This is a genomic window from Microcoleus sp. B3-D7, from assembly GCF_036705305.1.
Classification (GTDB): Bacteria; Cyanobacteriota; Cyanobacteriia; order Cyanobacteriales; family Microcoleaceae; genus Microcoleus.
This window is the reverse complement of record NZ_JAUBUE010000002.1, coordinates 158725-171999: the sequence shown is the minus strand read 5'-3', so window position 1 is coordinate 171999 and position 13275 is coordinate 158725. Positions and strand designations below refer to the sequence as shown.

The following is a 13275-nucleotide window of genomic DNA, read 5'->3' as shown; positions in this document are numbered from 1 at the left end:
GGCAGAGCCTCTGGATATCGATTCCCAGGCCGAGCCGGGAACCAGTTAAATGCCCAATGCCCAATTACGAATAACCGTAAGAAGCTATTGTTAATCCGGCTGCTATTAAAATTGCTAATGTCAGCCAGAGTCGCTCTTTTGGTGTCGATTTTGAGTCGGAGGGCAAACTTCCTTTATAGCCGCGAATTAGCATGGCTGCGTGTACTCTTTCGGCCCGATCGAGACTTCGCAAATAAAGCGCTCCGATCATGGAAGCACTGGCGTAACGCAGCCATCCTCCCGTACCGGACAAGCCCCGGAGTTGGGCAGATATTTTCATGCGGTTGACTTCGGCCAGCAGGATTTCTAAGTATTGTCCTGTTAAAAGTACAATCTCTTGCAAACCTGCTGGTAGGGGTAATCCTTTGAGGGCGATTCCGAAACTGTGGGGTGGCAAAGTTAGCAGAAAACTGTTCATAATTAGCAGGCAAATTAGGGAACGCAGCAACAAAAAACTGGCGCGTTCCCAACCTTGGGGCAGCACTAATAAGGAGAGAAAAAGCAATTCTGCTCCCAACAGTTGCGCTAGGGTTCGCACCGGAGCCCGGAGCCAAAACGACCAAAAAAGTGCGATCGCCCCATAAATTCCCAGCCAAAGCCAAGCGCCTGTCTTCAGAAAACCCATGCCAATCACAATTGTGAGAGACACTCGCAATCGAAAAGGTATGGAGAGTTTAGACATCTTTAGGTTTTACCACCAACTGAGCAATCCCAAAAGCCGCGCCGAAGCTGAAGGCAGACCCTAAAAGTCCAGCAATGCTAGTACCAATAGGCTGTTCTTCTAATCCTTTAACTGTGTAATCTGCTAAAGGAGTTGGATTTTCGATCGCCACAGCTTCTTTATCTTTAAATCCGTATTTTTCGGCTACCGCTTCTAACCCGTCAGGCCAACTTGAAGCGAACAGTGAAAGCACCCCGGAAATTAATAAAACTCCGATTACTGGCACTACCCATTTCTGCAATTGTGGCTGTTGTCCCGGCAGTAAATCCGGCCGCACTTTGACGAGATAAGTTAAAACGCCGCCTGTAATTACCCCTTCGCCAATCCCAATTAAAATATGTACGCCTACCATTGCTGGCAATGCGATATTGAGCCCTACTGTACCAGAAATTGCCAATTGGATCGCTACACTAATCGAAGCAGCCACGACGCTGAGGCCAGCGGCGATGCCCGCGGCTAGGGGCAAACGATTTCTGGAACCTCCCAAAAGTTGCTGCAATGGCTGCAACAGCCACCAGCCAACCCAAATGCCAACTAGCCCCATGTTAAAAATATTGGCTCCCAAGGCGGTGATGCCCCCGTCGGCAAACAAGACGCTCTGAATTATAAAAACTGTGCTCATCGCTAAAGTTGCCGCCCAAGGGTTCCCCAAAACGACGGATGCGAGCGCTCCTCCCAACAAGTGGCCGCTGGTGCCGCCGGCTACGGGAAAGTTGATCATCTGAGCTGCAAACACGAAAGCTGTGGTTAAGCCCATGATTGGGGCTTGTCGAAGTCCAAGACTGGCGCGGGTTCGATTTAGGGCAACTGCAATTACTGCTGCGCTTGCTATGCCGGTGGCAATGGCTACTGGCGGTGAAAGGAAACCATCAGGTATGTGCATCGATCTATCCCAAACGAGAGAACTTCCAACTCTTTAGTCAACTATTTTTTACAAAAATTTAAAACCCCCTCTGGGGGCATTAATGCGATCGAGCGATCGGGGGATTTGCGGCGGGCGATCGCTGATTTGACATAGATTCGGGCTTCACAGCCAAAGTTTTGAGGATGAAAAATGCAACATTAAATAATCCTGAAGAATTATTCGGATATTTTACCGAACACCCCCACATTCAAGCTTTTTGATAAGAACGATCAATGTTTGTTTACAGATTCATCTGCCAAATGTATTTACCACCAAGCTCAAGCAAGAATTTAAAAAAAATATCAAGAAAACACTGAAAATCCCTAATTGGTTTTATTCCCACTCTTGAGAATAACTTACATTAAATTTGTGACCGAAAGCATCCACGATACAAGCCCCCGGATTCATCCGTGGAGAAATAAAAAACCTGTATCCGATGAAACTTGCCCCCAGAATTTATCCGTGGGGTCAATGCTTTAATCTAAAATCTAAAATCTAAAATCTAAAATCGATTGACTTTTCCCATCGCAATGTGGCGCGTTAGGGAGCATATCATATTTGTAAAAACACTTCTTCTGGCTCCTTTCTTCTTCCTCTTCCCTCCTGCATCCTCCCTCCTGCCTCCTGCATCAAAACTCCAATTTTTAGCTTGGCTGCAACAAAAGTGAGATGCTGCGGCGCGTTACCCAAAAAGAAAAGTTTCGTGGTTTTCCTGTCAAGTCTTTGACAATCGAGGAGCAAAATCCCGCTAATGCTGTTGCTAAGGGGGTGGCCTAACCAGCTATTGCGACTAACAGTCCGCTTCCGGCTGCAAATAATTCCAGTTTAGCTGTTGACAACCCCAAAAATTTGCCTGACAAGTGTCCATACGTTGTACGTTTCACTAATACGTCTACTGAAACGGCTATTGCGAGTAGCCCTACAGATAAGACTGTCCAAGCTGTACCTGTATCAGCAGCCCAGCAGAAAGTTTAGGCGGTAGATGGAACAAATCAGAAAGCAGAAATTACGGCTGCCGTAAAACTAGATGAGTTAGCTCTAAAAGTCTACGATCGCATCTATCGAAGTTGGCAAACTAGCCCTACGTTCAATCAAAATTTAGTCTATCGAGTCAGTACAAGTCAAGATGGGGCGATCGGCAATTTCGAGCCACTCAATCAACCAGCCAAGGATTACACCCAAGAAACTCCTTTGCCAAATCTCCTCCAATCTCCCGAAACTAGCAGCAACAATGCAGCACCAGTCGCTAAGTTTACTGTAGTGTTTGCTCCTACTGGAACCTTAGAAGTTAACCCCTAACTCACATATAACATCTATATCCGGCAAGGTGCGCCATCCGCACCTTACTTTTCATTTTTAACTTAAATGTGATATTATAAACAGCGCCCTCTAAGGCATTCTACCTCTAAAACAACAAATGAAAGAACTTGACGAGAAAAAAACCCAGGAACTGCTATGCACCATCATGGAATGGGAACTTGCAGGTGTCGTGCGCTATACCCACTATTCACTAATGGTGACAGGGCCAAACCGGATTCCCATCGTGCAGTTTTTTAAAGCACAAGCAACGGAATCTCTACTCCACGCCCAACAAGCAGGAGAAATTCTCACCGGTTTAGAGGGGCATCCCAGTCAGAAAATTGCTCCCATCGAAGAAACCTACAAACACTCGGTGAAAGACTTGTTAGAAGAAAGTTTAAATCACGAGAAAAAAGCCCTCAAAAAGTATAAATCTTTACTTGAAGTCGTGACAAACTCCAGCGTTTATTTGGAAGAATATGCCCGCAATCTAATTGGACAAGAAGAATTGCACCAAGTAGAACTGAAAAAAATGCTGCGGGATTATAGTTGATTTAATCATTAGTTAATTGTTATGGGTTATTGGTTATTGGTTATTTCCAATCACCAATGACCAATCCCCCATACCCATGCGCCATGATTATAAAAAATGAATTTTAGTGAAGCCATACCAACTTTTGTAATTACCTTGCGCGAAGGCGTAGAGGCCGCCTTAGTCATCGGAATTGTACTAGCTTGCCTCAAAAAAGCCGAGCAAAGTCACCTCAATTCTTGGGTTTATGCAGGTGTTGCAGCCGGCATTGGTGCTAGCGGTTTTGTGGGTATTTTATTCAATGGATTGCTCGCAGCACTATCAACATCCGAGCAGCCTTACGCACCAGTAATTAAACAGCTATTAGAGGGCGTGTTGGGCATTGTGGCGATCGCAATGCTAAGCTGGATGCTAATTTGGATGACTCAGCAAGCTCGCTTTCTCAAAGCAGAAGTTGAAGGAGCAGTTACAGCAGCTTTGACAGAAAATAGCAATGCCGGCTGGGGCGTATTTGGTTTAATTTTTATTGCGGTACTGCGCGAAGGTTTTGAAACAGTTATATTTGTCAGCGCTCAGTTTCAACAAGGTTTGATTCCCGCTTTGGGAGCTTTGGGCGGTTTGACAGGGGCGGCAATCATTGGCGCGCTACTGTTCAAGTGGGGCGTAACAATTGACATCCGCCTGTTTTTCAAGTTTATGGGGATTTTGTTGCTGTTAATCGTGGCAGGTTTGGCAGTATCTGCACTCAAGCATTTTGACCAAGCCGCTGGCATTTTGTCACAGATGAATAGCAAATATGCAGCAATTTGTGTTTATTACGATCGCCTGGCACCACTCCACTCTTGTATTTTAGGGCCTATGGTGTGGAATGCAGCAGAAATTTTGCCCGATCGACAATTTCCAGGAGTGCTTCTCAAAGCACTTTTTGGATACAGAGATCGACTTTATCTCGTCCAAGCAGCCGCTTACACAATATTTTTAGCCACCATCGGCAGTCTTTATTTCCAAAAATTAGGCTCTAAGGCCACTCTTCCCAAGCAAAATACTCAGCCAGCTCGATCGGAAACTCGCCCTCAGTAGGTATGCAAGCAGTTGTTATCGGTTGTTTTGCGGATTCCAGGCCGAGAAAAAAATTAGCCAACCAGGCAAAAAATTGCCCAAAAATTGTCAGGTTGCGGGATTGATTATTTGACTTTTATATCATATGATTTAAAGATGTTAATCTAGTTTAGTTTTTTATAAATATTTGTATTGATATTATTTAATAATACCGTCAATTCCCCAAAAAAGCAAGCCATACACCCTCAAAAAACACCAAAATTTTATCAGCAAAATTAACTAACTTAAAAAAATTACAGTTAACGGTTAACAGGGTTATGGAAAACGCGGACTACCGTTAGGGCGATCCTGTGAAGCCCCAGGCGCACGCTGCAAAAGTTAAGGCTGTTCTTCCCGACCAAGAATCTGCCCCCAGCAAGATTTGGGACAAACAGTTTTCTGATATGCGCTCTTAGGGCTTATAATAAGTACAAGAATATTTACAGAGCCCCGAGAGTTCTTAATCAACCTTATCATCCTTAATGAAGCTTAAAATTAAAAAATTGTTCGTTAAAGTTACCTGGAACCCCCAGAAGGCTGTAGGATCTGCCATTCGGTTAGCGGTGAGATAAATAATGATGCCTCGGATACTTGTTATTGATGATGACGCGGCGATCGCCGAACTCGTAGCAGTCAACCTAGAAATGGCTGGCTACGAAGTCACCCAGGCAGAAGACGGCATCAAAGGTCAGGCACTAGCAATACAACTGCTCCCCGACCTGATCATGCTAGACCTCATGCTGCCTAGAGTAGACGGATTCACCGTATGTCAGCGTTTGCGGCGTGACGAGCGCACCTCAGACATTCCCGTCTTGATGTTGACCGCCTTAAGTCAAACTCAAGACAAAGTAGAAGGCTTCAACTCCGGCGCCGATGACTACCTGACCAAACCCTTTGAACTAGAAGAGATGCTAGCCCGAGTGCGAGCTCTACTAAGGCGCACAGACCGCATCCCCCAAGCTGCCAAACACTCCGAAATCCTGAATTACGGCCCCCTGACCCTTGTCCCGGAAAGGTTTGAAGCTGTTTGGTACGATATGACCGTCAAACTGACCCACCTAGAGTTTGAGTTGCTGCACTGCTTGCTTCAGCGCCACGGTCAGACAGTCTCTCCCAGCGAAATTCTCAAAGAAGTGTGGGGTTACGACCCCGACGACGATATCGAAACTATTCGTGTACACATCAGACACCTGAGAACCAAGATGGAACCCGATCCCCGACATCCTCGGTACATCAAAACCGTATACGGGGCTGGTTATTGCCTGGAGTTGCCCAACAACGAGCAAGTAGCTGAAGAAACCAAATCCTCTGCGTGAGCTAGCGCGCCAAATGCAACAAGCAGTTAAAAATCCCGCTAGAAAAGCCTGAGAGCATTTGCTCTCAGGCTTGGTTGTTTGGAGTTTGAGATGAATATGTCAACAAGTAGGCATTAACTCTCTTGATTCGGAAAAAAACAATCCCGCGCCCCCCTCTAACCATACTTTTAGAGAAGCTTGTCCATAGGAAAGTACCGGATTTCTTTTTCCACCTTGTCTTTTCCGAGAGGATGGGATACCTACTTAAACAATACTCTCGCCATAATACTCTTTAATAATATTATTTATCAATAAATTTTGAGATATTCCTTTAGCTGCTATTTTTGCTAACTAGAAGCCAAACTCCGCTCAAGCGCCAAAAACAGTCATAACCGTCATATAACGAGCTTTTTTCCTACTGATTTACATACCTGAACTCAAATCAGTGAAAATTTTTCTCAAATACCCCTTGACGAAACTACTAAAATTGTTGATTATCTATATCAATAACCTGCGATCGCTTAAAACTCCCCTGGCATCTTTCTCAAGAGGTAAATCGCCGTGACCAGCATGGCAAAAAAATCCTTCCCAGCCGAAGGAAAATCATTTCCCTCGTGGGTTGGCAACGCCCCCTTAATCAACCTTCCGGCCGTTTGCTAGGTACCCACGTCGCCCACGCCGGCCTCATCGTCTTCTGGGCGGGAGCCTATACCCTATTAGAGCTTTCCCGCTTTAACCCAGAATTGCCCATGTACGAACAAGGCTTAATCCTGTTGCCAAACCTAGCCAGACTCGGCTGGGGCGGCGGTGCGGGAGGCAAAATTGGCGATACTGATCCGTACTTCGCCGTTAGGGCGATTCACCTAATCAGCTCAGCCTTTCTCTGCTTCGGCGACATCTTTCACTCGCTCAAAGGGCCAGCAACCCTCGAAGCAAGAACTTATTTTTTTGGCTACACATGGGAAGACGCAGACAAAATGACCACCATCTTGGGCATCCGCCTAGTTTTGCTGGGTGTCGCTACCTTCTTGTTGGTGGCCAAAGCTATGTATTTGGGTGGTTTATGACTGTCTTTTTCTAATAGTTATGTATTGCCACTTTGACTATTTTTGTGGAGTCTGTCCGTAACATTGCCAGAAGGAGTCCATCAAATCAAGCGCTTGTATCCAATTCCTTTTCCTTGTTATTGGGATTTTTTTACTAAGGACTAGCGCCTCACATTTACAGTGCGCCCGTGCGTTGCTTGTACTGAAGATGCGATCGGTTGCACTGACTTTGAACCTAAGACTTGTTTTACCAATGCTTATTCGCAACATTGCTCTCAACTTCACAAAAATTACGAAGAAATACCGAAAACAACTTTTTTAATTCCACTTTTAGCAAGGGGGATAGGTGGCTAGCAGCTTACCCTGGACTAAAGGGGGAGTCTAGATTTATATGGATTATCACGGAAAATATACTTTAGGAGCCTCTAAAAAATAGCACGAATAAATAACAGATAATCCATGACAATCATCGCTCAACTTATTTATTTTTTCCGACATGAATTTATACAGTGCTAACTCACTCAAGGTCGAACTCAACCAAAGAGGCTGCCGCCTGACTCCCCAGCGAGAAACTATTTTGAGTGTTTTTCAAAATCTGCCACAAGGCAATCATTTAAGTGCGGAAGAATTATACAAGACTTTGCAGAATCAAGGAGAACGAATAGGCTTGTCTACTGTCTACAGAACGCTGCATTTATTAGCAAGGATAGGAATTTTGCGTGAACTAGAATTAGCAGAAGGACACAAACATTACGAACTGAATTTTCCCGAATTGCACCACCACCACCACCTGGTTTGCATTCAGTGTCACAAAACCTTTGAATTTAGCGATGAATCTATTTTAAGAATTGGCAAAAAGCAAGTTGAAAAAGCTGGGGTAGAACTGCTTGACTGTCAATTAACTGTGCGAGCTGTTTGTTTGGAAGCGCTACGGGAGGGATGGCCTTCTTTGGTACCCAGCAATTGGTTGTGTCCCAGATATCATTCGGAAATGGAGGAAGAAAGTAGTTGATAGGGATGAAATACACTTCGGTAATCGGGAATTGGTGGTCATTGGTAATTTGTGCTTTGTTATTCGTTATGAGCTGTTAGTTATTAGCACCTACAAATACCCAATGACAACTGACAACAGACTGCTAACTGCTGACGAGTGAATTCACTTTTGCAATCAAGCAACCTCAGAAGAATCGCAACGTTGGTGTTCCATCCGAAATATGTTAGCGTACAAACTAGCAACAATCTGTTTGCCTTCCTGCGTCAACTGCAAGTAACCGAGAGATTCACTGATGTGAGGATAAATGCCGCTCCAGTAAAACTTAGAGTAGCTTTGCAGCAGGTCGCCCGGATGTCGATAGCCCAAAACTTTAGTAGCACCGCTTTCTTCCAACTCGTAAAACAGCGCGCCAATTTTCTGCAAATATTGCGGGTTGCTGAGCTGACCTATCAAGTCAGCACCGCGCACTAAACTAGAATAATTACCTGCATCCTCGTCAGTGTTGCCGTCAAGCACCGAGAAACGAGTCTGTTCTATGTTCTGCTTAATTATCTCAGCATTAATTAGCTTGTGGTTGCCGAAGCGCTCGTCAATGAACAATTTAGCTCTGTCAACTCGGTAAGGAGCTAAGCTAGCCGCTGTTGCACCGGGAGCAAGTGCAATTCTCATGCCATCTTTTCCAGTAGCATACAATCCTTCTGATTCTTGGTCTTGCCGGCAAACTCCTTTGACATATCCGATGTCTTGGCACAGCAAAGAAATGATGAAGTGCAGCCAATCTTCGCAGGAAACTCCGCCCTTGCGAATGTGTTTTCCCCGCAAGATTTCTTGACCGACTAAGCTAATGCAAATGGCGTGTTCTACATTGTGATAAAGAGCGTCGCTGTTGGCGATGTTTTCTAACGCCATTGCCCCCACCCAGGCAATAATGTCAGCATAGTCTGATTTGTAGCCTCCGTAAGTGCGGCTGTACCCGTTCTGAAGTTGTTCGATGAAAGCCTCGATCAGCAGTTCTGTAGAATTAAACATACCCTGTCCTTTTACCTTAATATTTCCTTTTAAGAGCGGTGCATCTATTTGGGAGTCCTCTAATTTTATGGAGGAGATTTTAGCTCACAACTCATGCACCCCGTGTGCGTTATGCTCTGTGGGTGGCAGGTGGGTGGCAATCACAAAACTCATTGACGCAGCTAGGTCGGGGGAGTTACCAAGCAATCTCGCGCCCTGAGTCAAAATTCCCAAGTAACTCAGTCCATCACTGACACCCATCCCCGCCGTACTGCATACAGCAGCCTGCTGACAATTTTTCTATCCTCTGAACTTTTTAAACTGTGAGAATTAATTGCGTATTGAATTTGCTGGAACACAGTCCGATCGATCTTACCGGATTTCCAAATATTCAAGTAAAGTTCGGAAATTTTATATTCAGGAATATAAGCTTTGGTTGTCATCTGCAGTCAACTCAATGTATATTTCTTATTGTCCGGCAGTTTTAGATAATTTTATGTGATGTAGATCGGCTATAGACTGTGATGCGATCCCAGGCAGGAGTTAATGCACTTCTCCTCACAATCGTAATTTGATCGAAAAAGCGCGATATTGCGATCGTCATAAATTTTGCTGACGGCTCTGAAAATCATCATAGTTGCGCCTAAATTATAAGATGTCACATACCATTCTCCCGTTGCGCTCGCCCCTGGACAACTTGCAGCAAGGAAGGAAGTTTGATCGCGGGTCGCGCAAATTTCTTGCCAAAGAAACACCCGTCGTGTACAATATAGAGTCTGGTATCCTCACTTACCCATAATTATTTTCATTCATCCCGTCCCCCCAGAGGGGAAGGGACTTTCAGTGCGGATACAGCCAAATCACTATATTCAGCAAAAAGCTAGAAATGCCGTAACTCATGCCCACTATTCAGCAACTCATCCGTTCAGCACGGGAACAAACGCAGAAAAAAACCAAATCGCCAGCTCTCAAGAGTTGCCCCCAGCGCCGCGGAGTTTGCACCAGAGTGTACACGACCACCCCGAAAAAACCCAACTCGGCGCTGCGGAAGGTGGCTCGGGTACGGCTGACCTCTGGTTTTGAAGTCACCGCCTACATCCCTGGGATCGGTCACAACTTGCAAGAACACTCGGTAGTAATGATCCGGGGCGGTCGGGTAAAAGATTTGCCCGGAGTTAGATACCACATCATTCGGGGTACATTAGACACCGCTGGGGTGAAAGACCGCAAGCAGGGTCGTTCCAAATACGGGGCCAAGCGTCCTAAAGAGAAAAAATAACACGGAACTCGCCCGATCGTCGGGGTTGGGAAGCAAAAATAAATCCGATCGCGCCGCTCAATTGCACGCTCGATCGTCAAAAATCGAGATGTGATCCCAAAACCCCAAACTCAATCATTCAAAATCAAAAATCCCAAATAGAACTATGTCTCGCCGCACAGTTATTCAAAAACGTCCAGTTCCACCAGATCCAACCTACAACAGCCGGTTGGTAAGCATGATGGTGAGACGGATCATGCAGCACGGCAAAAAATCCGTTGCCTCCAGCATCGTCTACGACGCCCTCAAAACCATCCAAGAACGCACAGGGGCTGAACCGTTAGACTTGTTTGAAAAAGCAGTCAAAAACGCGACACCTCTGGTAGAAGTCAAAGCCCGCCGGGTAGGTGGCGCCACCTACCAAGTTCCAATGGAAGTGCGTTCCGATCGCGGTACCACCCTCGCCCTCCGCTGGCTGATCAGATTTGCCCGCGCCCGCACCGGCCGCTCGATGGCAGCCAAGCTAGCCAACGAACTGATGGATGCAGCTAACGAAACAGGGAGTGCTATTCGCAAGCGCGAAGAAACTCACCGCATGGCTGAAGCTAACAAGGCTTTTGCTCACTACCGCTACTAACTGCAACACCGGGCATGGAGAAGAGCGCGATCGTGCGGTATAAAAGCATCGGGTGAGAAATTGGAAAGTGTAAGTTTTGAGTGTTGAGATTGCTTCTCTTGGCGCACTTGCGATTCGTGAAGCAAACTCAAAACTCTCAAAATCAAAACTCCTGCACTCAAAATTTATGCACTCTCTGAATCCTCCATGTCGCATCCTTAATATTTTTGTAAACAAATCTTGCAAAAAATATTAAAATGTAACAATAAGCTCCAGAGACTTTTGTAAGTCACTGGGGAGTGCAAAATAGGGTTACTGTGTAGTATAATAGTATTATAACAGCAACACAAGATTAAGGAGGTAGCTGTGGCACGTACCGTCCCGCTAGAAAAAACTCGCAACATCGGCATCGCAGCCCACATAGACGCGGGCAAAACAACAACAACTGAAAGAATTCTGTTCTATTCAGGCATGGTTCACAAAATGGGTGAAGTGCACGAGGGAACAGCAGTCACTGACTGGATGGAGCAAGAGCGGGAGCGGGGAATTACGATTACTGCCGCTGCTATCACCACCAGTTGGAAAGATTACAAAATCAACATCATCGACACTCCCGGACACGTAGACTTCACGATCGAAGTCGAACGCTCGATGCGAGTGCTCGACGGAGTGATCGCAGTGTTCTGCTCGGTAGGGGGAGTGCAGCCGCAATCCGAAACAGTTTGGCGACAGGCCGATAGGTACAAAGTACCGAGGATCGTGTTCGTCAACAAAATGGATCGGATGGGGGCAAACTTCTACAAAGTCTACGGCCAAATTCGCGATCGAATGAGAGCGAACGCCGTACCCATCCAAATCCCGATCGGCAGTGAAGAAAACTTCCGGGGAATTGTAGACTTAGTGCACATGAAAGCCTATATCTACAACAACGACACGGGAACCGACATCGAGGAAGTAGAAATCCCCGATGAAGTAAAGGATCTAGCCGTAGAATACCGCACCAAGCTGATCGAGTCGGTAGCAGAAACCAACGACGCCCTCACCGAGAAATACCTCGAAGGCGAAGAGTTAACGGAAGACGAAATCCGCTTGGCCCTGCGTCACGGCACTGTCGAAGGTACGATCGTCCCCATGCTCTGTGGTTCGGCGTTCAAAAACAAAGGCGTTCAGTTGTTGTTGGATGCAGTAATCGACTACCTGCCGTCGCCATTGGAAGTTCCCCCAATTCAAGGGCTCCTGCCCAACGGCGACACCGCAGAACGATTTGCAGACGACGGCGCGCCCCTGTCAGCCTTGGCATTCAAAATCATGGCTGACCCCTACGGTCGGCTGACCTTTGTTCGCGTCTACTCCGGTATCCTCAAAAAAGGAACCTACGTCCTGAACTCCACCAAAGACAAAAAAGAGCGGGTTTCTCGCCTAATTGTACTCAAAGCGGACGATCGGATAGAAGTTGAGGAACTGCGGGCAGGAGACTTGGGAGCAGCCTTGGGTTTGAAAGACACCTTCACCGGCGACACCCTCTGCGAAGAAGGAGCGCCAGTGATTCTGGAATCTCTGTTTATTCCAGAGCCAGTGATCTCGGTGGCTGTCGAACCCAAAACCAAACAAGACATGGAGAAGCTCTCCAAAGCCCTCCAGTCGCTCTCGGAAGAAGACCCCACCTTCCGAGTCAACGTTGACCCAGAAACCAACCAGACAGTCATCGCCGGCATGGGCGAACTGCACCTGGAAATCCTGGTAGACAGGATGCTGCGGGAATTCAAAGTAGAAGCCAACGTGGGTCAGCCACAAGTAGCCTACCGTGAAACCATTCGCAAATCCGTCCGCGCCGAAGGTAAATTTATCCGCCAAAGTGGCGGTAAAGGTCAGTACGGTCACGTTGTGATCGAACTAGAACCCACCGAAGTCGGAAGCGGCTTTGAATTTGTCTCCAAAATTGTTGGTGGCACTGTACCCAAAGAGTACATCGGCCCGGCAGAACAAGGGATGAAAGAAGCCTGCGAATCAGGTATTGTAGCAGGGTATCCCGTGATTGACCTCAAAGCTACTATGGTAGACGGGTCTTTCCACGACGTAGACTCCTCAGAAATGGCATTTAAGATCGCCGGTTCAATGGCGATCAAAGAAGCCGTGATGAAGGCGTCGCCAGTGCTGCTAGAGCCTATGATGAAAGTAGAGGTTGAAGTTCCCGAAGATTACATCGGGAACGTCATCGGAGACCTCAACTCGCGTCGGGGTCAGATCGAAGGTCAAGAGACGGATCAGGGGATAGCCAAAGTTTCTGTAAAAGTTCCACTAGCAGAAATGTTTGGTTACGCCACCGACATCCGCTCGAAAACCCAAGGTCGAGGCATCTTCACAATGGAATTCAGCCATTACGAAGAAGTGCCGCGAAACGTGGCTGAAGCCATTATCGCTAAGAACAAAGGAAACTAATGATTTTAGATTTTAGATTTTGGATT

The 13275-nt window shown here is 46.4% G+C and carries 12 protein-coding genes and 1 pseudogene; 8 read left to right on the top strand and 5 right to left on the bottom strand.

What is annotated here, in order from left to right:
* Positions 1–64: 64 nt before the first annotated feature.
* From QUB25_RS02355 to QUB25_RS02345, 3 genes are all read right to left on the bottom strand, one after another.
* The gene (locus QUB25_RS02355; RefSeq protein WP_333059027.1) at positions 65–721 is read right to left on the bottom strand and encodes an energy-coupling factor transporter transmembrane component T; all 657 of its coding nucleotides are present in this window, start codon (positions 719–721) and stop codon (positions 65–67) included.
* Positions 714–1643 carry an energy-coupling factor ABC transporter permease gene (locus tag QUB25_RS02350; protein ID WP_333034810.1) on the bottom strand — a complete coding sequence of 310 codons (930 nt, stop codon included), beginning with the start codon at positions 1641–1643 and terminating at the stop codon, positions 714–716. The genes QUB25_RS02355 and QUB25_RS02350 overlap by 8 nt, the downstream gene beginning before the upstream one ends.
* A gap of 79 nt (positions 1644–1722) precedes the next feature.
* A complete protein-coding gene (locus QUB25_RS02345) occupies positions 1723–1872 on the bottom strand; it encodes a hypothetical protein (RefSeq protein WP_333059028.1) in 150 nt (49 codons plus the stop codon).
* A 1209-nt stretch (positions 1873–3081) separates the two neighbouring features.
* On the opposite strand from QUB25_RS02345, the gene QUB25_RS02340 reads away from it, so the two are divergent.
* From QUB25_RS02340 to QUB25_RS02320, 5 genes and pseudogenes are all read left to right on the top strand, one after another.
* Positions 3082–3516: a ferritin-like domain-containing protein gene (locus QUB25_RS02340; RefSeq protein WP_333034807.1), complete on the top strand. Its 435-nt coding sequence runs from the start codon at positions 3082–3084 to the stop codon at positions 3514–3516.
* Between the two features lie 96 nt (positions 3517–3612).
* The gene (locus QUB25_RS02335; RefSeq protein ID WP_333181888.1) at positions 3613–4575 is read left to right on the top strand and encodes an FTR1 family protein; all 963 of its coding nucleotides are present in this window, start codon (positions 3613–3615) and stop codon (positions 4573–4575) included.
* Between the two features lie 596 nt (positions 4576–5171).
* A complete protein-coding gene (locus QUB25_RS02330; RefSeq protein WP_333034951.1) occupies positions 5172–5909 on the top strand; it encodes a response regulator transcription factor in 738 nt (245 codons plus the stop codon).
* Between the two features lie 549 nt (positions 5910–6458).
* Positions 6459–6952 (top strand): annotated as a pseudogene (locus QUB25_RS02325) (chlorophyll a/b binding light-harvesting protein); the annotation flags it as partial.
* Between the two features lie 478 nt (positions 6953–7430).
* Positions 7431–7946 carry a transcriptional repressor gene (locus QUB25_RS02320; protein ID WP_333034803.1) on the top strand — a complete coding sequence of 172 codons (516 nt, stop codon included), beginning with the start codon at positions 7431–7433 and terminating at the stop codon, positions 7944–7946.
* A gap of 156 nt (positions 7947–8102) precedes the next feature.
* On the opposite strand, the gene QUB25_RS02315 is transcribed toward QUB25_RS02320, so the two are convergent.
* The gene (locus QUB25_RS02315; protein ID WP_333059034.1) at positions 8103–8957 is read right to left on the bottom strand and encodes an Npun_R2479 family HD domain-containing metalloprotein; all 855 of its coding nucleotides are present in this window, start codon (positions 8955–8957) and stop codon (positions 8103–8105) included.
* 218 nt (positions 8958–9175) lie between these two features.
* Entirely contained in the window at positions 9176–9379 is a 204-nt protein-coding gene (locus QUB25_RS02310) for a hypothetical protein (RefSeq protein ID WP_333034800.1), read from the bottom strand.
* Positions 9380–9834: 455 nt separating this feature from the next.
* Here QUB25_RS02310 and rpsL point away from each other — a divergent pair, with 455 nt between their 5' ends.
* From rpsL to fusA, 3 genes are all read left to right on the top strand, one after another.
* A complete protein-coding gene (gene rpsL / locus QUB25_RS02305; protein ID WP_006632197.1) occupies positions 9835–10215 on the top strand; it encodes a 30S ribosomal protein S12 in 381 nt (126 codons plus the stop codon).
* Positions 10216–10360: 145 nt separating this feature from the next.
* Positions 10361–10831: a 30S ribosomal protein S7 gene (gene rpsG, locus QUB25_RS02300; protein ID WP_006632196.1), complete on the top strand. Its 471-nt coding sequence runs from the start codon at positions 10361–10363 to the stop codon at positions 10829–10831.
* A 345-nt stretch (positions 10832–11176) separates the two neighbouring features.
* Complete coding sequence (gene fusA / locus QUB25_RS02295; RefSeq protein ID WP_333059036.1) at positions 11177–13249, top strand: elongation factor G; 2073 nt, start codon at positions 11177–11179, stop codon at positions 13247–13249.
* Positions 13250–13275: the final 26 nt, after the last annotated feature.

Excerpts from the sequence above, each read along its gene's own strand:
- QUB25_RS02355 (WP_333059027.1), bottom strand. The coding sequence starts at position 721 with ATGTCTAAACTCTCCATACCTTTTCGATTGCGAGTGTCTCTCACAATT.
- QUB25_RS02350 (WP_333034810.1), bottom strand. The coding sequence starts at position 1,643 with ATGCACATACCTGATGGTTTCCTTTCACCGCCAGTAGCCATTGCCACC.
- QUB25_RS02345 (WP_333059028.1), bottom strand. The coding sequence starts at position 1,872 with ATGTGGGGGTGTTCGGTAAAATATCCGAATAATTCTTCAGGATTATTT.
- QUB25_RS02340 (WP_333034807.1), top strand. The coding sequence starts at position 3,082 with ATGAAAGAACTTGACGAGAAAAAAACCCAGGAACTGCTATGCACCATC.
- QUB25_RS02335 (WP_333181888.1), top strand. The coding sequence starts at position 3,613 with ATGAATTTTAGTGAAGCCATACCAACTTTTGTAATTACCTTGCGCGAA.
- QUB25_RS02330 (WP_333034951.1), top strand. The coding sequence starts at position 5,172 with ATGCCTCGGATACTTGTTATTGATGATGACGCGGCGATCGCCGAACTC.
- QUB25_RS02320 (WP_333034803.1), top strand. The coding sequence starts at position 7,431 with ATGAATTTATACAGTGCTAACTCACTCAAGGTCGAACTCAACCAAAGA.
- QUB25_RS02315 (WP_333059034.1), bottom strand. The coding sequence starts at position 8,957 with ATGTTTAATTCTACAGAACTGCTGATCGAGGCTTTCATCGAACAACTT.
- QUB25_RS02310 (WP_333034800.1), bottom strand. The coding sequence starts at position 9,379 with ATGACAACCAAAGCTTATATTCCTGAATATAAAATTTCCGAACTTTAC.
- rpsL (WP_006632197.1), top strand. The coding sequence starts at position 9,835 with ATGCCCACTATTCAGCAACTCATCCGTTCAGCACGGGAACAAACGCAG.
- rpsG (WP_006632196.1), top strand. The coding sequence starts at position 10,361 with ATGTCTCGCCGCACAGTTATTCAAAAACGTCCAGTTCCACCAGATCCA.